This window comes from Cellvibrio sp. UBA7671 (genome assembly GCA_002483145.1).
GTDB lineage: Bacteria > Pseudomonadota > Gammaproteobacteria > Pseudomonadales > Cellvibrionaceae > Cellvibrio > Cellvibrio fibrivorans.
The window spans coordinates 319,211-340,301 of record DLHJ01000002.1 but is presented as its reverse complement, the minus strand read 5'-3'; the positions used below and the strand labels follow the sequence as shown (position 1 = coordinate 340,301).

The window sequence follows — 21,091 nt, the reverse complement described above, 5'->3', positions numbered from 1 at the left end:
TTTGTTATGAATTACTACAAAAAAAAGCTCTTTGCTACTCGCTGTCGCACCCTCTTGATAGGACTCAGTATATTATTGACTGGCTGCCAAAGCATTCCCAAATCACCGAACTTAACAGGACTGGTGATTGAGCAAGAACCATTAACTGACGCACATGTACAATTAATCGATGCAAATGGTAAACAACTGCAAACAATCACTGACGCATACGGGCGCTATGAATTTCCTTTAGCTGGCATTACTGCACCGCTACTGCTTTCTGCTGTTAGCGAAGGCAATGCAGAAGACTGCACCAAAAATTCAATTTTACGCCCCATCTGCATGGCAGCCGTTATTGAAAAAATAAATCCCAATCAGCATCAAATTGGCAACATCAATCCACTGACTGATCGTATCGTCTCAGATCTGGCGGTAGCGCAGGGCTTTATTGGTCCGCAGCAATGGGTAAACAGCAAAAAAATAGGCGCGTTCAACCCCATCCAATTGCATGCAGCACAAAATGAATTGCGCAAAGGTTTTAAACAAGCGCTGCAATTACTAGACGTTAGGAATAGCGGGAGTTTTAATCCTGCAACTTATCCCATTCAGTCAGATGATAAGTTGATTGAATTATTTTCACTGATTCATCACAACCGCAATTACGACAACAATACCGGCGAAACCGGCCATACCACGTTGGCGGATATCAGCTTTCGGCCAATTGTGGGGCTAATGCCTCAGGGTGCCTATGAGCCTTTTGATTTGCTGCGGGCGCAACAGGAGTTAGTGCAAATTAACAATGCAAATCGCCGTATTTTTATTGTGGGCGATTCAACCTCTGCGGTTTACGAGCAACTACGTTTTCCACGCAAGGGATGGGGACAAGCATTTGAAGCTAGGTTCAACCAAGATAGCGGGATAAAAGTGATTACCGGATCACGCGCTGGCCGCAGCTCGCGCGATTTTTTTAATGGCCGCTGGTTTGCACAGATGGAACCGCTGATCCGGGCCGGCGATTATGTCTTTATCAACCATGGCCATAACGACCAGAATTGCGATTCCAGTAAACCAATACGTGGGGCAGCGGACGTAAATAATCTCTGCACCTACCCCAACAACAGCGAAGGACAACCACAATTTCCCAATGAGCAACCCGAACTTTCATTCCAGCACTCACTTGAACGATATATAAAAATTGCACGGGAACGCGGTGCAATACCGGTATTGTTTACCCCCACTACACGCATTAAAAATGCACAGGGGCAGCAAACCACACCCGTGGTACACAGTCACGTTACCAAACAAAATAACAAAAACGGTTATTTGTACACCGGCGACTACACTCAAACTATTAAAGACACTGCCACCGCTAACGCAGTGCCGCTGATTGATCTGGAAGCAGCAAGCATTCAATTTGTGAATGGTTTGGCAGCCAATGAATGGAAACATTATTGGCTGGTTGTTGACCCCGCCACCAATAGTTTTTATGCCAATGGCGCCCCTGGCAGCATTGAGGCACCCGATGGAACCCACTTTCAAAAAAATGGAGCAGAAATAATAGCAACTTTGGTGGCTCAGGAAATAAAACAGAATCGGGAACTAATAGATTTGGGAGGGGGGTTAAAATAAAGCCATGAACACGAAACAATAAAACATGCTAACGCTGATGCAGGATTCATTTTTACTTAACAAAAAAACCTGAGTGATTAGCTCAGGTTTTTCACTCAAAAAATATCACCGAGAAAAATTAAACGCTAAACAAAGCGGCACTATCCAAACCTTGTTTTTCCATGATATCGCGCAAACGCTTTAATGCCTCTACTTGAATTTGGCGAACCCGCTCGCGAGTCAAACCTATTTCAAGACCCACTTCTTCAAGTGTACTGACTTCGTAACCACGCAAGCCAAAACGGCGCGCAAGAACTTCACGTTGCTTTTCGGTTAACTCATCCAACCAATGGTCGAGACTGGTAGTCAAATCCGCATCTTGCAAAAGTGCTGCAGGGTCTGACACATGAGTGTCTGCGATGGTATCCACAATTGCGCGGTCAGATGAATTACCGATAGGTGCATCAATTGAAGTAACGCGCTCATTCAGACTCAACATATGCTCAACATCAGCTACTGGTTTATCGAGCAGATTGGCAATTTCTTCCGGCGTTGGCTCATGATCCAGTTTTTGCGACAGCTCGCGCGCCGCGCGCAGATAAATATTTAATTCTTTAACAACATGAATGGGCAAACGAATTGTGCGAGTCTGATTCATAATCGCACGTTCAATGGTTTGGCGAATCCACCAAGTGGCGTAGGTTGAAAAGCGGAAACCGCGCTCTGGGTCAAATTTTTCAACAGCGCGGATCAACCCGAGATTGCCTTCTTCAATCAAATCAAGAAGCGCCAGACCACGGTTAACATAGCGACGGGAGATTTTTACAACAAGGCGGAGGTTACTTTCAATCATGCGCTTGCGCGCTGCTTCATCACCTTTCAGCGCTTTACGTGCAAAAAATACTTCTTCTTCGGCGCTTAGCAGGGGGGAAAATCCAATTTCGTTAAGATAAATCTGGGTAGCATCAAGTGTCTTGTTGTACTTATCATCGATAATTCGTTCACTTACATTGGCCGATGAAGACTTGGGTAATTCGTCATCTTCTTCAGCCAACATCAACTCTGCTTCATCCAACTCTACATCCGGTGCGATAAATACATCATCGCGATCAAATGTGGTTGTGTCCCTATTTTGTAAAGTCATTTTTTCAGCCCCTTATATCAATTTTTATTTAACCGGCTGGCTTTTTGTAAGTCATCCAGCTCGCTCAAGCTGTACCTCTGCACATAGATGCCATATGTTCTGAGATATTATCCGTAAGTTCCCGTTCTAACTTATGAATGTGACACTTTAGCGTCGTGGCAGAAACTTTAACGGATCTACCGGAGTACCATCACGACGAATTTCAAAGTGAAGCTTTACTCTGTCGGTACCACTCGAACCCATATCGGCAATTCTTTGCCCAGCTTTAACAAAATCACCTTCTTTTACTAACAACCTATCGTTGTGGGCATAGGCGCTGAGGAAAGTTTCATTGTGCTTGACGATAAGTAACTTGCCGTACCCGCGCAGTCCGCTTCCAGAATAAACAACCTGTCCACCAGCAGCTGCAAGCACAGGCTCTCCCAATTTACCGCCAAGATCAATACCCTTATTTAACGCGTTACTGCCCTGAAATGATGAAATTAATGGCCCCTTAACAGGCCAGCGCCATTGTGGTGCGCCCCAGGCCTGTGTTTTGCTGGTGGAATTGGCACTTTTGACTGTTCTATTTTCTTGACGATTATTAGTATTTTTTAGCGTTGAAACAGGTTTTTTAGTTACTGCCGGGCTCACTCTGGCATCACCCTTTCCCGACTGTTGTTTTCCTGCTATCGCTCCCCCTGTTCCAGCAATATCCAACCGGATTACTTGTGAAGGGCGAATGACATAAGGAGGATAAATCCGGTTATGCTTAGCGAGAATTTCGTATTTCAAACCGTAACGCCAAGCAATTGAAAACAAGGTATCACCGGGGATAACCACATGTGTTTTAGGTCGATTAACAGAAGATTTGGATCTATCCAATACAGGGGCAGGAGAATGGGAGGCACAGGAAACCAGCAGCAATAGAGCGATCAGTATTACGAACAGTTTTAATGATTTAACCCGGTAATTAGATGACACTTCCGACATGAAATCACTCAAGAACTATGGTTGTTTTTTGATCGCTCTTATACGATTTAGAACTTAATAATCGAAATTTATTTTAAAATTATCTAATATTTTTATAAAAACGTGCACAAAAAGAGGATTTAAACAACTAAAACACTGGGTAGATGAGTAAATTCGCACGTTTCCTATTCATTATTGGTGCATTTCTAAACATGCAACGTATCGTTACTTACAAACTTTAGACTTAAGATTAAGTATTAGCGCGAAGTACCTGAAAGAAAAGGAACAAATTTAACAGGCTCCAATATCTGGGTAATATAGTTCTCTGTCTCGCCATCGCGAAGAATGAGGTGCAGTTGCTGCTCCCTTCCACCAATCGGTATTACGAGTACACCACCGGGTGCCAACTGCTTCAGTAGTTCGTCAGGAACAGCCTGCGGCGCTGCAGTGCTGAGAATAGCATCGTATGGGCCAGCTTCCGGCCAGCCAAAACCACCGTCAGCATGACGCAATTGCACATTACGTAACCCCAACTGACGCAAGCGCTCGCGGGCTTTGTCCTGCAGAGGTTTGATCCTTTCTACACTGTAAACATTTGGCACTAATTGTGCGAGAACGCTTGTCTGGTAACCAGAACCAGTGCCGACTTCCAATACTTTATTGAGCTTGCCACCTGCCGCTCCCAGCAGTATTTCTGTCATGCGCGCCACTATGTAAGGTTGGGATATCGTCTGACCATGGCCGATAGGCAGTGCCGTATCTTCATAGGCGCGATGAGCAAGGGCTTCGTCAAGGAATATATGACGCGGGGTATTAAGCAATACATCTAACACACGCATATTGGTGACGCCCTGATCGCGTAAACGCTGAATAAGACGCTCACGGGTGCGTAGCGAGGTCATGCCTACACCTTGCATCAATAAGTTAGTCATCCCCAGATTCTCTCCTATTTTTATACAGCGGCAACGCAAATAATAAATGCACAATTAACCAGCTGGCGCCGAAGCAACCAAAGCAGCAACTATACCATGGGTTGCGACGTTTCCTGCTAGGCGGGATCTGACACTTCCGTCGATTGGTTCTGGAGCTGGGCAAGCTCGTGCAAAATCGCCGTAGCAAACTCACCGGCATCGAGCGAAAAATGCAATACCAGATCATTATCAATCCAAGACCAACTGGCGTTACGGGGGATCAATTGCAGTGCACGACGCTCTTGCGATAAGCCTGCATGCTCAAGACCATCGCACCATGCGGCCCAATTCACCAGCGCGTTTTTCTCCAGTTCAAGCAACCCCCCTGATACCAACGGCCGCCCCCTACCCCACAGCGGTCCAGAAGGTTGTGGGGTTATATCGCCTTCAATCTGGCTAGCCCAGTTATTAGCTAGTACACGCGCTGCGAGCACCTGATTAAATAAATAGGAGCGCGCGGCTGATAACATCAAACCGCGTTTTTGTTTATCGCGATAACGCTTTCCTCCCACAAGGATAGCTTCAGCTTCGCGTAAATTATTTCCACCCAGACCAAAGCGCTGCTCGCCAAAATAATTGGGCACACCTTGCGCAAAAACAGCATCAATTTTTTGTTGCAACAAGTTGCGATCTTCGGTCTGCACATCGCGCAAGCGGATCACAAAATTGTTCTGCTGGTGCTCACCACGGCGCAACTTGGTTTGATGTCTGGATGCAGATAAGAGTTGGATCGACTCCGTATTCAACAATCTCCAATCGGGCTCAGGAGCCTTGGGAAGATAAACACTAAACCATTGGGCTGTCACCGCATGGCGATCTTTGCGCCCACAATAACCGACGTCAGTTACATTGACATTGGCAAGCTCGGCAATTTTTCCAGCGACCCACGCAGTATTTTCGCCACGCTTAACAATGTGCAAAAAAACATGTTCGCCTGCCCCTGAAGGAAGATAACCCAACTCTTCATCAACTTGAAAATCTTCAGGTTGTGCACGAAAAATTGCAGCTGCAGTTAACGCCCCATAAGCGCGGGGAAACTCCAATGAAAACTCTGTCAAAACATTACCTGTATTATGAAAGTGATTTAAAAAAACCTAAAAATCGCGTATCCAACCACCACTCCAGCCGATCACTTAAAAAACCAACATGACCACCGGAGCGCGTAATCTCCAAGGTCAATAACGAATGGCGCTGAGCAAGCGCAAGCGGAATGCAATCCGCATTCAAAAATGGATCATTCAACGCAGCCACCATTAAACAAGGCACAGCAATTTTTTCGAGTGACGGTTTGGCGCTGGCGGCAGCGTGAAGCTCTGCTGCATTTTTATAACCATTTAAAGGGGCTGAAAAAAAATCATCATAATCGCAAAATTTTTTAACTTTCGAATAGTGCGACAAATCCAGTTTCCCCGTAAATTTAAACGCCTTTCGTTTAAGGCGCCATTTCATACTGGTAACAAAATACAAGCGATACATCAGATTGCGCCAGCGATCCAAAGTACTCACACAAGCATGTAAATCTATGGGTACTGATGCAGCGCAGACTGCTTTAATTCCCCTAGCCTGCGCACTTTCGCCTTGATCACCAAGCCATTTGAGCACAATATTTCCGCCAAGCGAGTAAGCCGCGAGATAAATTTCTGTGTAACCATTACCTTCAGCCCAAGCCACTACCGCCTCAAAATCCTGTATCGAGCCAGCAAAATATAATTTTTCAGTTGTATTGTCTGGCTTTCCACATCCACGCAAATTCCAGGCAAGTACATCAACAGCTGCGCCAGCAACACCTGACTCAAGCGCCGCTTCGGCCATACCGAGGATATAATTTTGCGCGTTACTTCCCTCAAGCCCATGCGAAAGGATTAATAATCTTTTTTGTGGCTGCAATCCAGACAAATACATATTGGCGCTGAGATTATCACCATCTAGTGTGGGAATAATCAAAGAAGAAGCATCTAACCTGATATGACGTAATAACACCGGCAACTGGGTTTGCAGGTCGCCATTGAACATCCACCAGGGAGAGCGAAAACCAGATTCTATTAACGGCATGAAAAATCCTTATTCAATAATGTAATTTACGCTTTTTCCAACAAGACCACTGCGTAGCAAGCAATACCTTCTTCGCGCCCAGCAAAACCCAAGCGTTCAGTCGTGGTTGCCTTAACATTGATTTGATTTAATTCGCTCTGCAAATCGGCAGCAATGGTTTCGACCATACGGGGAATATAATTCGCCATACGCGGTGCCTGCGCAACTATCGTCATATCGGCATTAGCAATTTTCCAACCCTGCAGCCCTACTTTTGCATAAACCATACGCAACAGGGAACGACTATCGGCATTACGATATTGCATATCTGTATCTGGAAAATGCTTACCTATATCACCTAATGCCGCAGCACCCAGCAATGCATCGCACAACGCATGCAAGAGCACATCACCGTCCGAGTGGGCAACCAAACCATGATGATGTGGAATAACCACACCACCAATAACAATTTTATCGCCGGGACCAAAAGCATGGACATCGTAACCATGACCAATACGCATAGACATATTAAATTTCCGTAACTAAATGAAGAATAAACGGGCTAGATCTGTTGCTGTAAGAGCATAGCAGCAATTGCCAAATCTTCCGGTCGCGTAATTTTTATATTATCGCTGCGCCCTTGCACCATTAACGGCTGATAACCATAGGATTCCAGTGCCGAGGATTCGTCGGTAATTAATTTGCCTTCCGCCAACCCACGCTGCAGGCAATCGCGCAACAAGCCCAAGCGAAACATTTGCGGTGTCTGCGCCTGCCATAATAAACGCCGATCGACAGTAGAATCGATAATAGAATTATTCACTTGTTTTAAAGTATCGCTAACCGGCACGCCTAAGATGCCGCCGACGGGGTGTGTTTTTACTTGCTCAATCAAATGCAAAACACTCTGTACATGAACACAAGGGCGAGCGGCATCATGCACCAATACCCAATCATTGGGAGATGCGTTATCGAACAATTGTTCCAATGCATTTAATACCGAGTCGCAGCGTTCTGCGCCGCCTGCAACACGCTGAATACGATTATTTTGTGCGAGGGATAAATCATTCCAATAATTGTCATCAGCGCCCAACACCAAATAAATACCAGCGATATTCGGCAGTGCCAATAAACGCTCCAAGGTATGCTCTATAACCGTTTTCCCAACAAGTGGTAAATATTGTTTTGGGCAATCAGCTCCCATTCGAGCGCCTACACCGGCAGCCGGAACGACAATCCAATAAGCGGGACTTTGGGGTGATGATGAGTGATTCATGAGGGAATATCGAAATTGGATAGTTAATAAAATGTAGTTATTGGCAACTACTGCTCTTCATCCAAAATCATAAAAAAAGTTTCGTCTTTTTTGATCAGGCCTATATCGTTACGCGCACGTTCTTCGATGGTGTCGAGTCCCGTTTTTAATTCTTCTACCTCAACATCCAGAATGCGGTTACGTTCACGCATACGATCATTTTCAGCTTGCTGCAATTTGATATCAGCCTCCAAGCGATGCGCCTGTGCCAAACTGCCATCACCGATCCACAAACGGTATTGCAGCCCGGCAAGCAATATGATCAATACACCTAATAGCCATTTCATAACATTGCGCAATCTTGTCAAACGTTAATAACGGTTTAATTAGCATCAAAAAAACAAAGGCCGAGTAGTCGGCCTTTGTTTTTCAAATCAACTTACGACTTGAATTCTGCGCGACCCTTGTAAGGTGCAGCAGCACCCAATTCAGCCTCAATGCGCAGCAAGCGGTTGTACTTGGAAACGCGGTCTGAACGGCACAGAGAACCAGTCTTAATTTGACCAGCTGCAGTCGCAACAGCCAAATCAGCGATGGTGGTATCTTCAGTTTCGCCTGAACGATGAGAAATTACCGCAGTGTAACCTGCATCTTGTGCCATTTTGATCGCATCAAGGGTTTCAGACAAAGAACCGATCTGGTTGAATTTGATCAGAATCGAGTTAGCAATTTTCTTCTCAATACCTTCTTTTAAAATTTTGGTGTTGGTAACAAACAGGTCATCACCTACCAACTGGATTTTGTGGCCAATTTTTTGGGTCAGATCTGCCCAGCCAGCCCAGTCGCTTTCGTCTTTACCGTCTTCGATAGAAATAATTGGGTAGCGTGCAGCCAGATCAGCCAAATAATCCGAAAATTCGTTAGTGGTAAATACACGGCCTTCACCAGCCAAATCGTATTTGCCATCTTTGTAGAATTCAGTAGAAGCGCAGTCCAGAGCCAAGGTTACGTTGTCACCCAGTTTGTATCCCGCCTTCTCAACAGCTTCAGCAATAATTTTCAGCGCGTCTTCGTTAGATGGTAGGTTTGGTGCGAAACCACCTTCATCACCTACTGAAGTGCTCAAGCCTTTATCGTGCAGGATTTTTTTCAGCGTGTGAAAAATCTCAGCGCCAACACGCAGAGCTTCAGCAAAAGTTTTAGCTCCTACAGGCTGAACCATAAATTCCTGGATATCAACGTTGTTGTCTGCGTGCTCACCACCGTTGATGATGTTCATCATAGGAACTGGCATGGAGTATTTACCAGGAGTGCCATTCAAGTCAGCAATATGTGCATAGAGTGGAACTTTTTTGGAGATCGCAGCTGCTTTAGCATTTGCCAAAGACACAGCAAGGATAGCGTTTGCACCCAATACCGTTTTGAAGTCAGTGCCGTCAGCTTTGATCATTGCATTATCAAGTGCACGTTGATCAAGAGCATCGAAACCCACTACCAAATTTTTAATAGTGGTGTTGATATTGTTAACCGCTTTTAAAACGCCTTTACCCAAATAACGGGATTTATCGCCATCGCGCAATTCCAGTGCTTCACGCGAACCGGTTGAAGCGCCTGATGGTGCAGTCGCCGAACCTACAGAACCATCAGCCAAAATAACTTCAGCCATCACAGTTGGGTTGCCGCGGCTATCCAAAATTTCAAAAGCTTTGATATCAACAATCTTAGTCATTCGTTTTCTCCAGAGTGTGTTTCTACAAAATGAGTTAGTGTCTATTACTTTTACGGTCTATTAGTTAATGTCGAGTGGCGGAAAATTTTTCACCACATCATCAATAGATTTCATTTGCTGCAGGAAGGGTTGCAGTTTATCGAGCGGTAACGCGCTGGGACCATCGCACTTGGCGTTATCAGGATCAGGATGTGACTCCAGAAATAAACCAGCCAAACCAACTGCCATACCTGCACGCGCCAATTCAGCAACTTGATGGCGACGACCGCTCGATGCAGCGCCCATAGGATCGCGGCATTGCAATGAATGGGTTACATCAAAAATCACCGGGGCATTGCCGCTGACTTCACGCATGGTACGGAAGCCCAACATATCGACAACCAAGTTGTCATAACCGAAGTTGGTGCCGCGATCACAGAGAATAATTTTATCATTGCCGCACTCACCAAATTTTTCGACTATATTTTTCATTTGGCCTGGGCTTAAGAATTGTGGTTTTTTGATGTTAATCACCGCACCGGTTTTGGCCATAGCGACAACCAAATCAGTTTGGCGCGCAAGAAAAGCAGGTAATTGAATAACATCTGCAACTTCCGCAACAGGTGCACATTGATAAATTTCGTGCACATCAGTAATCACTGGGATATTAAAGGTTTGTTTGATCTCTTGAAAAATCTTCAACCCCTCTTCCATTCCCGGCCCGCGGTAAGAGTGAATGGAAGAGCGATTTGCCTTATCAAATGAAGCTTTAAAAACGTAGGGAATTCCAAGCTTTTGCGTAACCTGCACATAAGTTTCTGCCACATGCATGGCCATATCGCGCGATTCAAGTACATTCATGCCACCAAACAATACAAACGGCAGTGAATTACCAACACTCAGATTGCCAACTTTTACTATTTCTTGAGACACAGGTATTCCTTTCAGAATAGATTTAAAATCAATCAATAATCTTTACAAAAAGGGGCGCATGTATCTGCGCCCCAAGATTATTTTTTATTTGCCAAAGCCGCTTTTACAAACGCCGTAAACAATGGATGTCCATCGCGCGGAGTAGAGGTAAATTCCGGGTGGAATTGACAAGCAACAAACCAGGGGTGATCTGGAATTTCTACCATCTCTACCAAGGTATCATCGGCCGACCAACCGCCGATTTTCAAACCGGCTTTTTGCAATTGATCAACATAATTGTTGTTAACTTCATAGCGATGGCGATGGCGCTCAACAATCACATCGGCGCCATAAACTTTGCGCGCATTTGAACCGGCAACCAAGCGGCATTCTTGTGCGCCCAAACGCATGGTACCACCAAGGTCAGAGGACTCATCACGCTTTTCAACTTCGCCTTCCGAGGTGATCCACTCGGTAATCAAACCGATGACCGGATGCGGGGAATTGCGATCAAACTCTGTAGAATTGGCACCTTTCAAACCCAACACATTGCGTGCAAATTCAATCACAACTGATTGCATCCCCAAGCAAATCCCGAGATATGGCACTTTATTTTCGCGCGCATACTGAACGGCCATTAATTTGCCCTCCACGCCGCGCTCACCAAAACCACCGGGAACCAAAATCGCATCGGCATCTTTTAAAATATCTACGCCTTCATTTTCAACACGCTCGGCATCGATGTAATTAATGTTCACTTTGGTATGAGTATGTATACCCGCATGAGTCAGCGCTTCAATCAGCGACTTGTAGGCGTCCAGTAATTCCATGTATTTACCAACCATGGAAATGGTAACGGAGTTCACGGGATTTAATTTACCTTCCACTACCTCGTCCCACTCGCTCAAGTCAGCGACGGGACACTGCAAACCCAGCAGCTCAACAACAATCTGATCCAAACCATAGCTTTGCAGTAGACGGGGAATCGAATAAATGGTGTCGGCATCGGGAAGCGGCACGACCGCACGCTCGGCCACGTTGGTGAACAGAGAAATTTTGCGGCGCGAGTCCTCGTCCACCAAGCGTTCAGAGCGGCACAGCAAAATATCTGGCTGCAAACCGATTGAACGCAACTCTTTCACCGAGTGCTGGGTTGGCTTGGTTTTGGTTTCGCCAGCGGTGGCGATATAAGGCACAAGGGTCAAATGCATCAACAAAGCACGGGAACCCATTTCTACTTTTAGCTGGCGCACCGCTTCCAGAAAGGGTTGGGATTCGATATCGCCAACAGTACCGCCGATCTCAACCAAAGCGACATCAACATCGCGCCCACCTTCAAGAATGCGACGCTTGATTTCATCGGTAATGTGGGGAATAACCTGTACCGTTCCGCCCAAGTAATCGCCGCGGCGTTCTTTGCGCAACACGGTTTCGTAGACACGGCCGGTAGTAAAATTGTTGCGACGCGTCATTTTGGTACGGATAAAGCGCTCGTAGTGACCCAAATCCAGATCTGTCTCGGCGCCATCTTCGGTAACAAACACCTCTCCATGCTGGAAGGGGCTCATAGTGCCCGGATCTACGTTGATATAGGGGTCGAGCTTCATGATGGTTACTTTGAGGCCACGAGCCTCAAGGATCGCCGCCAGGGAAGCCGAGGCGATGCCTTTGCCCAATGAGGAAACAACACCACCAGTTACGAATATATAGCGCGTCATGTAAAACCTGATTAACTGTGAAAAATGCGGAGCGGAATGGAGATAAATGCCAACAGCAGCGCTCGTTGCGAGGCAGGGGGATTTATCGTTCAGGACGGGGCGCCAGAGTAACAGAAAGGCCTTTTCGGCTCAATGAAAAGCTCGCCGGAGTAGCAAACCTGTAGACGAATCAAATAATTAGAACAAAGAAGAAACACATCAGCAAACAGCCACATAAGCCGGATTTTCACCAGTCGTCGCTAGTTGCTGCAGTAAATACTGCCTGGATATGGCGGCTGGAAAAGCCGCGCGAGTGTAAAAAGCGCATTTGCTTTGCCCGCTCGCGGGCATCAGCAGGTATAGTGCCGCGAAATTTTTTCCGCCATGTGTCATGTGCAAGCTCAAACCACAAAACATCAGCATCATCGACAAACCGGCCAATCAGTCCGGGATCAACACCCTTTTCACGCAATTCCATCTTAATAATAACCGGCCCCTTCCCCTGCCTCTGACGCATGGCAACAAAAGCTTGGGCAAAGCGCTCATCGGATTGCAGATTTAGCTCGATCAACCCCGCAATAGCCTCGTCAATCAACTCCACAGTTGCAAATTTGCGCCCTAACTTCTCTTTCAACTCTTTAGCAGAATGTTCGCGCAGCGCTAAAAGGTTCATCGCGTTGAAGCGAATGTCACTTAATGTAGGTACTACCCCAGGGACTACTTGTTGCATAGAATAAATCCAGTGCTAATAAAAATGGCCGCAACAGCGGCCATTTGGATCATTGCACCACGGGCTTAATTAACCGGTGGAAACTGGGCAATTACCTCTGTGACAGCACGACTCAACACTTCACGCTGTTGCTGGGGCGCCATACTGCGACTTAACCGTTTCTCGGAAACTCCACGCCAAATAGGCTTTTCAGTTTTTGCATCGACAATATCAATAATCAAGCTGCCTTGATTGTACACGCGCAAACCAGTACCCGGACCATGAAAGAAAGGTGATGGATAGCGATAAGGGCGGCCATAGTAGCCAAACCCGTAAAGATCATCGTAGCTGCGGGGATCGATCTTCTCTTCGATGACCACGTGATAACTCACAATAAAATCAGGTTTTGCGCCTGTCGCCGCATTTTGATAGCGCTTACCTAACTCACCTTCCAACGCAGAATGAATATGGCTCAAGGTAAACGGCGAAACCAGAATACTATCTTTAGTGTCCTGCTTGGTCTCCGCCACATCAAAAGTCTTTAGTGATGAAAAATCAAAATCCGCTTGATGGTCCGTTTCTACTCTGGGCTGCGTGGTGCAACCAGCAAAAACCAATGCGCTTAACGCTACCAACAACACACCTATTTGTTTCATTACTAACACCACCTTTAATATCGCCTGACTGAATATCGAATATCGTCTTAACTTACACATCCACCCTATTAATTTTGTGCAAATTTTCAATTCCAGTTTACCACTGTAGCCACAACATAGTGAGTAGCATTAATCAATGCAAGCGCACAGCTTTAAATACAAAAACCTCCGCTGCCCAAGCGCAAACGGAGGTTTTTAACAGCCCTACAGGTACTTACATTTCCACATCGTCAGTCACTTCACTACCACCTGGACTTAATGAGAGTGCCGGGGTAGCCAGGAGTTCCGTTCTGACTTTGTGCTCAAGCTCTTTGGAAATAACCGGATTTTCCTGTAAAAACTTCATCACATTGTTTTTACCTTGACCAATCTTGTTACCCTGATAACTGTACCAAGCTCCGGCCTTATCGATTAAACCCAGCTTAACGCCATAATCAACAATTTCGCCCATGCGGTTAATTCCCGAGCCATAAAGGATCTGGAATTCAGCTTGTTTAAATGGTGGTGCAACCTTGTTCTTCACCACTTTTACACGGGTTTCTGAACCGATGACTTCTTCACCCTCTTTCACGGCACCTATACGGCGGATATCCAAACGCACAGATGCATAGAATTTCAACGCATTACCACCCGTAGTGGTTTCAGGGTTACCGAACATAACACCGATTTTCATACGGATCTGATTGATAAAAATCACCAGGCAGTTGGCGTTTTTGATATTACCGGTAATTTTGCGCAACGCTTGCGACATCAAACGTGCCTGCAGACCCACATGGTGATCACCCATTTCGCCTTCGATTTCTGCGCGAGGTGTCAAAGCAGCAACCGAATCGACCACCAATACATCAACCGCGCCAGAGCGCACCAGCATATCGGTGACTTCCAAGGCCTGCTCGCCGGTATCCGGCTGGGAGATAATCAAGTCTTCGACATTGACGCCGAGCTTGGATGCATAAATAGGATCGAGCGCATGTTCGGCATCGATAAACGCACAAGTACCGCCGGCGCGCTGGGCCTCAGCAATAACTTGCAGCGTCAGGGTTGTTTTGCCGGAAGATTCAGGGCCGTAGATTTCAATAATCCGGCCTTTAGGTAAGCCGCCAATCCCCAGCGCCACATCAAGCCCAAGGGAACCGGTAGAAATTGCAGGAATGGCGACTTGCTCTTTATCGCCCATACGCATCACGGTACCTTTACCAAATTGACGTTCGATTTGGCTCAATGCGGCCTGCAGCGCCTTCTCTTTATTCGCATCCATCTGACACCTCAACATAAAAAATAATGAAACACGTTGTTATGAAATTACTATGAAATCTGTTGAACCACTCTATCCGGCAGCTCTTTAGGGTCGCTCTTTTTGCAACCAGGTAGATTCAAGATCACACCATTGGGGATAGCATACAGCAAAAAACTGTATGTGCAAACAGTACTAGCCTTTTATACAGTGCTTTTGAGTCGATGCTTATTACTCCAGGCCTTTGAACTCGCCGGTAAAGTTCGCATTGGACACGTCGCCATTGGATGTCATCAGCACATACAAGGTCTTTTGCTCAATGTCGTTAGTGACAGCAACTATGCAGTAGCCATCACCTTTCCTGTGCAGCTTTGCATTTTTGGCAGGTACTTTACGCCAGCTTTCAGGAAGCTTACCGAAACCAAACCCACCATCTTCCTGAGTTAACTGCACTGAATAATCCTTTCCAACAATAATGGCAGCGGGTTCGGTAATGAAACTGTGATCATGGCCTTCATGCGCCATTGCCACTGGAATATTGCATAACACACCAACCAATAAAAAGGAGATCAACGTTTTCATCAAGCCGTTTCCTGTGAGGGTTAAAAAAACGAAATATTCAAGCCTGGCAACTATATCAACAATTGCACGAGGCGGAATGGCACCGGCGATTAGTTCGCCGGTGCCGCCCAACTAACGTGGTAAGTGAGCAAGCGCGGACACCAGGCCAACCTGTTGGAAAGGTGTTGGGGAATAATCGGTTGGCGATCAGCATTCCGGTCACAGCTGTAACCGCGAGTGCATCCACTACCCGAGCACCTTTGCTTTGCTCTTTGGCGTGTTGGCGCTTGCGCTTTTTCACAAAAAAGATAAAGCCGGGGGGGATACATACTTAACCCGCCAAAACACCAAACACCTACAACCATCGCTGCAGCCAATGGCGAAAATGCTGCAAATGCAAACCGTTAAGAAATTCATTGATATGGGCAACCACTGCTGGCATAGATCGGCAAAGCCACCACGCCGGTGAGATTGTGCAAATCCAGAATGGTGCGGGACTTGCTCTTATTGGGACGAAAAGTAAATACCCCGAGGAACGATTATAATGGCGGTGGCGCTACGCACATGGCATACACGTCAAGTGAATTGAGCGCGCCGACTACGGCGCCCTGACTGATTTCTACCGAGTCAAAATTATTGGTGGTATTGACCAACAATAAATATTTGTTCGGTTCGTTAAACACCCCCAACAATTGCAGACTCACTGCACTACCCAAACCGAAGGTTTGTTGTTGGGTACCGTTATTGAGTGTAGTGATTCTGATTTTTCCCAGAATCGACAAATCCAGCAAACCAACAGGAGCTGAAACTATAACGCCAACTCTTTTGCTGCCGGTGTAAGTCGTTGCGGGGCCATGGGTTGCGCGGGCGTAGACTTCTGCTGCGGTGCCGACCAGGGTTACCAGCGTGCCCGCGTTGGTGAGGCTGGAATCGATAATATTATTTGCATTCAACACACCGCAGCCAACACACAACACACCGCGTGCCCCCGACGAAATAGTAACATCAGCTTGATTCATGGGTTTAAACAATGCGGTGGGACCACAGGCGATATTTTCAGTGGCATCGCAACTATCACCGATTCCATCGCCGTCGATATCACCCTGTGCGAGATTGGCAACGCTAGGGCAATTATCGACTCCGTTAAGAACGCCATCATTGTCGATATCACTATCGCATACGTCACCGGTCCCATCGCCATCGGTATTGAGTTGGTTGGTGTTAGCGACGCTTGGGCAATTGTCGGAAACATCGGTAACTGAGCACCAACCCCATTACCATCTCTTTATTGTTCTGGGTATTTTTACCAAAATATTTAATTGAATGAATATCACCTCCCAAGCTTGAAAACGCCGACTGCCATCGCCCTAAAGCAGGCAACCCCATCCGACTGAATATTTTTTCATACCAGGTTGGCGATGCTTCAAGTATCACAAAAATACGGATTGGCGTATTTCCACAGCGCTGCGTCAGCAAAATTTGCATTAAGGATTTTAACCATTCAGCATCCACTTCATGTGAGAGGCCATCAATAACAATCATCAGCGGTGTTGATCTATCCCAATAGATTGCACTGACAAGCTCTTCAACCTGTTGGTCGCTGGCAATTAACCGGTAATTATCAATCGCTGGCATTACTTTGGATTTGAGCGCAATACTCTCTTCACTATCGATATCAACCCAGGAAAATTGGGGCCAATCATGCCGCTCACTGAGCCGATGAAAACGCGTACTCAAACCAGCACCGCACTCAACCCCCAATCCTTTGGGGTGCTAATTAAAAAATGCGAGGCAGCGCTGATCCAGCCAATGATTCGCACGCAAATAGCGGCGTTCATCTAACGGACAAAAGCGCACACCCGCATCGATATTTAATAAACGGCTCAACACAATCGCCGCCCGATCATAAAAATACATTTCAGGCCAAAATTGAACCGCATCGGCGCGCGCATTTAATGCCATCATTTCTGTACTGACCATAAGGCACCATTTAAAAATTCGCCCGTAAGGTAATACGCATATTGCGCGGCTCACCGCAGCGATTGGAGACGGCGGATAAATATGAGTAACACTTTTTATCCAGCGCATTGTCGGCGTTCACAGCAACAGTGAAAGTGTCACTAATCGGATAGCTCGCCATCAGATTCACTAATAAATAATCATCCTGACGCGCTGACACAGCACTGTAGCGACTCGCACTCCACTCACTTTGATAATTAACTCCACCGCCAATGGTTAACTCATTGAGACATTGATAAGTCGCAAACAAACGTGCGATGTGCTCAGGCGTAGCTTCATTAAGGACGCGCCCTTGAAACGAGCACAGTTTTCGGAACGGGGTAACGCGATTAGCCTTTTGCTGCATCGATAGATACTCTTCTATGATAAGAAAACGTATAACAATCAGAATCAACCACCAATTGATAATAATTATCATTAGAGTATCATTTGCATTATGCTGTCATCAAGCCTATCGTGCAAAACAACAGCCATTGCCTGAGCCAGGATTTCAGGCTTGCTGTGAAATAATGCCCAAATCCCAAGGGGAATATTTCCTCGCCCACGCCCGCAACTCCCCCTACTCTGGCGACTAGAACATTAAGGATTCTGAATGTTCTTTAGCAGAGCTTGATTGCACCCTGTAACCAAGCCGTGTTGTTAATCAATAGAAGGAGTTTCGTCATGAAGCCGCAATTGTTTTTGGGGCTGGCAACAGCCTGTTCCCTGTTTCTCTCCAGCCAAACCCTGATGGCCCACAGCGCTGCCGATGCAGATGCCGGTGGTCTGCGCGAATTGATGGCGCAGAGCGCTGCAGTCGCTTATGGCAAAGTCGTTGATATCCAATACCGCAATTCCGAACCTACTCGCGAAGAACCCAAAGGTGTCCCACACACATTTGTAACCTACGAGATTGGTAAAGTATTCCGCGGTTATCTGCCGGAAAAAATTACCCTGCGCGTTCCCGGAGGTGCCGATGGCAGTGGTGGTGCTTACACCGAAACCACGGCGCCCACATTTGCACGCGGCGAAGCCGATGTATTGTTTATTCCCGGGGGTGAACCTGGCGATTGCCAATTGGTGAATTGTGTAGAAGGCCGCTTCCGTGTGCTTGAAGACCGTATCTACAGTGGCTTTGGTGTGCCGCTGGTAGGCGCAGAAAAATCGTTGGAATTTGGCGGCAAACCGCGTTTTGACGTCAACACCATGGAAATGCCCCGCCCTGCGTTCGATAAGGTGATCAAACAACCTGACGCTGCGCGTTGGATTGCCGCCAATCAAATCGATAGCAAAGGATTGGAAGAACTGCGCAAAAAATATGAAGCAGAAGCACCGGCTTTATATCGCATCAACATGAATGTTGAAGGCATTACCAAAGCAGATGATTACTCAGGCGAAGCGCCTGCAGAGGTGATGAAAAAATATCGCGAACCGCTGATCACTGATGAGTTTTTTGCATTGATCGAACACTTCAACGCAGAGCTAGGCCAGCCCGAACAACGCGTTGTACCGGCCAATCCGAAACTCGCCTTTACTGTTAAGCCTCCGGTGGCTGCCGCAGTAAAAGAAGTGGCCATCACCGAGCCAAAACCTAGCGATGAAGAATTGAAATTCCGTGGTCAAACGGAAAACCTTGTGCGCAAGACTGCCACAACTTCACCACTAACCGTTAAGTAATATAGGGAGACATATCATGTTACGGTTTAATTTATTAGTCAGCTCGTTAATTGTACTGCTCGCACAACCCGCACTGAGTGCGTCCTGGTTGGAGTGCGATGGCGATAGCGGTAAAAAATTGCGCTGGGGTGGCAACTCAACTAGTGCGCGGATCAACACCATCAGTTTTAACGGCAGTAACTTAACCGCCGTGCAACGCGGCATTAATGCTACCAATGCCAACCCATCACCTTTTGTCGTGAATGCCACAACTGAAACCGGTGGTGTAAGCCGGGGCAACGGCCAAAATGAAATTTACGCAAACAGTATTTCGCCACCGGGCGTAGCGCAAATGAATTACCACTGCTATTGGTTTTTCGGTTGGCACTATGGTCTGGATGAAGTAGATATTGTGTTGGATTCGGATCGCACCTGGACCAGCTCCACCGCAAAATCATCCAACTTCACCTATACAGGTTCAGCACGCCCGATTGATTCCGTCATCACGCACGAGGCCGGACACTTCCTCGGTTTGATGCACGTGAATTGGGAATACAACGTGATGGGTGATTCATGGCGCCATCACCACACCAATGGCACAACGGCGAATATTTATTTTGGTGAAGATGCGTCGCACGGCTCACGTGTTTTGTACGGCAACCAAAGCAGTACTTTCAATGATGTGTCTGTAGCCCACTGGCGCCGTACCGGTGCCGATGGTGAGTATTCCAGCCATGACCGTGTAAGAGTGCGCAACAATGCCAATACCGCGACTTTAACCGGCATCACCATCGCGGGTGAACCTGGTTTCCGCGTAACCCGTGGCACTACTGTGCGCCCGGAATTTACACTGGAAAATAATGGTAAAACCACGCAAAGCAACATCAGCTTCGGAATTTATGTCTCCAACAATGATTTCATCAGCACGGGCGACAGACGGCTTGGCGGTGGCACATTCGGCTCTCTCAGCCCGGATGATGTACACACCACCACTATTCCGGTATTTATTCCGAGCGATTTAACGGTGGGGCAAAATTATTGGATCGGGATTATCATCGACGAGAACAATGACATATCCGAAACCAATGGCGATAACAACATGGCTTATATTCCTATTCGGATTCAATAAACCACTGCTACTTTTATGGTTTATCATGCGTAGAAAACCCGCCAGAACTGAATTGTTCTGGTGGGTTTTTGTTTATCAGCAACGCCTGAATTTACTACTTACTTAATCTGGGGCGACACCCAGGCCACTACATCTTTACTCAAATCCTTTAAGCATTTACGCGTTGCGGAGCAGACAGTCGTTCCGGTTCCCAAGTCCAATACGTTGGTCGATGGAGTAAATTCATTAAGCGTCATGATGGCGCAAGTGTGTTTGGCAGTGACCATATCATTCTTACCTTTGATCAAGGCAACAGTAACCTGCACCTTGGGAAGCGGGTTACTTTGCTTGGTACCGAATTGACGCTCTTCATTTCCCAACACCAGCTTTTCAATGTCGATGGCCACCACCGGGATCACGCCATTGAGAATTTTGTCCGCAGTGCCCACAGGCTCAAGCTGTATGCCATCGCTTTTGGCTTGCTCGACAAGATTTTTCACCAGTACCTTATCGATATTGCAGGGAAACTCTGACTGCTTATAGTTGTAGCCCTTCACATTAAAGCCGATGTTTTGGTTGATGTAGACCAGCGGAGCCTTGGCATCACCCGGAGCTGACTCAGGTGCAGCGAAGGAAAGCAGCGGACAGAGAAGAAGCGCAGGCATGAGCAGTGACATTTTTATTTGTGAGGACTTAATGAATGAAAGTTTCATAACCTTACCTTTTGCGGTTGTGATGTAAGAGGACACTCATCGATACAGCAGAGGATGTGTGTGAATTGAATATATTGCAAATAGCGATGAAAACACTGACCATACAAAAACTTCGCGCTTACCTTTTGCTTACCAAATTTTTCTATTTAAAAATCAATAAGATAGAATTTATCCAAACACGCACATTACTTGTATTCACC

At 46.5% G+C, this 21,091-nt stretch carries 23 protein-coding genes; 3 read left to right on the top strand and 20 right to left on the bottom strand.

The window, feature by feature from the left end; all coding sequences use genetic code 11:
- The first annotated feature begins 6 nt into the window (after nucleotides 1-6).
- The gene (locus tag B4E62_RS01890) at nucleotides 7-1,608 is read left to right on the top strand and encodes an SGNH/GDSL hydrolase family protein (RefSeq protein WP_331350832.1); all 1,602 of its coding nucleotides are present in this window, start codon (nucleotides 7-9) and stop codon (nucleotides 1,606-1,608) included.
- A gap of 118 nt (nucleotides 1,609-1,726) precedes the next feature.
- Here the strand turns inward: B4E62_RS01890 and rpoS are convergent, their stop codons facing one another.
- The 19 genes from rpoS to B4E62_RS01795 form a co-directional block, all read right to left on the bottom strand.
- Complete coding sequence (gene rpoS / locus B4E62_RS01885; RefSeq protein WP_310072177.1) at nucleotides 1,727-2,731, bottom strand: RNA polymerase sigma factor RpoS; 1,005 nt, start codon at nucleotides 2,729-2,731, stop codon at nucleotides 1,727-1,729.
- Nucleotides 2,732-2,878: 147 nt separating this feature from the next.
- Nucleotides 2,879-3,703 carry a peptidoglycan DD-metalloendopeptidase family protein gene (locus B4E62_RS01880; RefSeq protein WP_331350831.1) on the bottom strand — a complete coding sequence of 275 codons (825 nt, stop codon included), beginning with the start codon at nucleotides 3,701-3,703 and terminating at the stop codon, nucleotides 2,879-2,881.
- 236 nt (nucleotides 3,704-3,939) lie between these two features.
- Nucleotides 3,940-4,614: a protein-L-isoaspartate(D-aspartate) O-methyltransferase gene (locus B4E62_RS01875; protein ID WP_310072172.1), complete on the bottom strand. Its 675-nt coding sequence runs from the start codon at nucleotides 4,612-4,614 to the stop codon at nucleotides 3,940-3,942.
- Between the two features lie 116 nt (nucleotides 4,615-4,730).
- Nucleotides 4,731-5,711, bottom strand: coding sequence for a tRNA pseudouridine(13) synthase TruD (gene truD / locus B4E62_RS01870; RefSeq protein ID WP_331350830.1), 981 nt, complete (start codon nucleotides 5,709-5,711; stop codon nucleotides 4,731-4,733).
- Between the two features lie 13 nt (nucleotides 5,712-5,724).
- Complete coding sequence (locus tag B4E62_RS01865) at nucleotides 5,725-6,705, bottom strand: YheT family hydrolase (protein WP_331350829.1); 981 nt, start codon at nucleotides 6,703-6,705, stop codon at nucleotides 5,725-5,727.
- A 26-nt stretch (nucleotides 6,706-6,731) separates the two neighbouring features.
- Nucleotides 6,732-7,205, bottom strand: a complete 474-nt coding sequence (gene ispF, locus B4E62_RS01860) for a 2-C-methyl-D-erythritol 2,4-cyclodiphosphate synthase (RefSeq protein ID WP_310072534.1) — start codon at nucleotides 7,203-7,205, stop codon at nucleotides 6,732-6,734.
- Nucleotides 7,206-7,246: 41 nt separating this feature from the next.
- The gene (gene ispD, locus B4E62_RS01855) at nucleotides 7,247-7,960 is read right to left on the bottom strand and encodes a 2-C-methyl-D-erythritol 4-phosphate cytidylyltransferase (protein WP_310072167.1); all 714 of its coding nucleotides are present in this window, start codon (nucleotides 7,958-7,960) and stop codon (nucleotides 7,247-7,249) included.
- Between the two features lie 47 nt (nucleotides 7,961-8,007).
- The gene (locus B4E62_RS01850; RefSeq protein ID WP_310072165.1) at nucleotides 8,008-8,286 is read right to left on the bottom strand and encodes a septum formation initiator family protein; all 279 of its coding nucleotides are present in this window, start codon (nucleotides 8,284-8,286) and stop codon (nucleotides 8,008-8,010) included.
- A gap of 92 nt (nucleotides 8,287-8,378) precedes the next feature.
- The gene (gene eno, locus B4E62_RS01845; RefSeq protein ID WP_310072163.1) at nucleotides 8,379-9,668 is read right to left on the bottom strand and encodes a phosphopyruvate hydratase; all 1,290 of its coding nucleotides are present in this window, start codon (nucleotides 9,666-9,668) and stop codon (nucleotides 8,379-8,381) included.
- A gap of 60 nt (nucleotides 9,669-9,728) precedes the next feature.
- Nucleotides 9,729-10,580 (bottom strand): 3-deoxy-8-phosphooctulonate synthase, encoded by an 852-nt coding sequence (gene kdsA / locus B4E62_RS01840; protein WP_331350828.1) that lies wholly within the window; start codon nucleotides 10,578-10,580, stop codon nucleotides 9,729-9,731.
- 77 nt (nucleotides 10,581-10,657) lie between these two features.
- Nucleotides 10,658-12,277: a CTP synthase gene (locus B4E62_RS01835; RefSeq protein ID WP_331350827.1), complete on the bottom strand. Its 1,620-nt coding sequence runs from the start codon at nucleotides 12,275-12,277 to the stop codon at nucleotides 10,658-10,660.
- Between the two features lie 226 nt (nucleotides 12,278-12,503).
- Nucleotides 12,504-12,986, bottom strand: a complete 483-nt coding sequence (locus B4E62_RS01830) for a regulatory protein RecX (protein WP_331350826.1) — start codon at nucleotides 12,984-12,986, stop codon at nucleotides 12,504-12,506.
- A 65-nt stretch (nucleotides 12,987-13,051) separates the two neighbouring features.
- The gene (locus B4E62_RS01825; protein WP_331350825.1) at nucleotides 13,052-13,621 is read right to left on the bottom strand and encodes a DUF4136 domain-containing protein; all 570 of its coding nucleotides are present in this window, start codon (nucleotides 13,619-13,621) and stop codon (nucleotides 13,052-13,054) included.
- Nucleotides 13,622-13,835: 214 nt separating this feature from the next.
- The gene (gene recA, locus B4E62_RS01820; RefSeq protein ID WP_310072152.1) at nucleotides 13,836-14,879 is read right to left on the bottom strand and encodes a recombinase RecA; all 1,044 of its coding nucleotides are present in this window, start codon (nucleotides 14,877-14,879) and stop codon (nucleotides 13,836-13,838) included.
- A 207-nt stretch (nucleotides 14,880-15,086) separates the two neighbouring features.
- Nucleotides 15,087-15,437 carry a DUF6488 family protein gene (locus tag B4E62_RS01815; RefSeq protein WP_331350824.1) on the bottom strand — a complete coding sequence of 117 codons (351 nt, stop codon included), beginning with the start codon at nucleotides 15,435-15,437 and terminating at the stop codon, nucleotides 15,087-15,089.
- Nucleotides 15,438-15,955: 518 nt separating this feature from the next.
- Nucleotides 15,956-16,435, bottom strand: coding sequence for a hypothetical protein (locus B4E62_RS01810; RefSeq protein WP_331350823.1), 480 nt, complete (start codon nucleotides 16,433-16,435; stop codon nucleotides 15,956-15,958).
- A gap of 202 nt (nucleotides 16,436-16,637) precedes the next feature.
- Nucleotides 16,638-17,153, bottom strand: a complete 516-nt coding sequence (locus B4E62_RS01805; protein WP_331350822.1) for a hypothetical protein — start codon at nucleotides 17,151-17,153, stop codon at nucleotides 16,638-16,640.
- Nucleotides 17,154-17,189: 36 nt separating this feature from the next.
- Nucleotides 17,190-17,396 (bottom strand): hypothetical protein, encoded by a 207-nt coding sequence (locus B4E62_RS01800; protein ID WP_331350821.1) that lies wholly within the window; start codon nucleotides 17,394-17,396, stop codon nucleotides 17,190-17,192.
- 10 nt (nucleotides 17,397-17,406) lie between these two features.
- The gene (locus tag B4E62_RS01795) at nucleotides 17,407-17,853 is read right to left on the bottom strand and encodes a TonB-dependent receptor domain-containing protein (RefSeq protein ID WP_331350820.1); all 447 of its coding nucleotides are present in this window, start codon (nucleotides 17,851-17,853) and stop codon (nucleotides 17,407-17,409) included.
- Nucleotides 17,854-18,098: 245 nt separating this feature from the next.
- On the opposite strand from B4E62_RS01795, the gene B4E62_RS01790 reads away from it, so the two are divergent.
- Both B4E62_RS01790 and B4E62_RS01785 read left to right on the top strand, forming a co-directional pair.
- Nucleotides 18,099-19,091, top strand: a complete 993-nt coding sequence (locus B4E62_RS01790) for a hypothetical protein (protein WP_331350819.1) — start codon at nucleotides 18,099-18,101, stop codon at nucleotides 19,089-19,091.
- Between the two features lie 16 nt (nucleotides 19,092-19,107).
- On the top strand, nucleotides 19,108-20,199 hold the full coding sequence (locus tag B4E62_RS01785; RefSeq protein ID WP_331350818.1) for a CARDB domain-containing protein: 1,092 nt from the start codon (nucleotides 19,108-19,110) through the stop codon (nucleotides 20,197-20,199).
- Between the two features lie 98 nt (nucleotides 20,200-20,297).
- Here the strand turns inward: B4E62_RS01785 and B4E62_RS01780 are convergent, their stop codons facing one another.
- Nucleotides 20,298-20,891: a hypothetical protein gene (locus B4E62_RS01780; protein ID WP_310072138.1), complete on the bottom strand. Its 594-nt coding sequence runs from the start codon at nucleotides 20,889-20,891 to the stop codon at nucleotides 20,298-20,300.
- Nucleotides 20,892-21,091 lie beyond the last annotated feature (200 nt).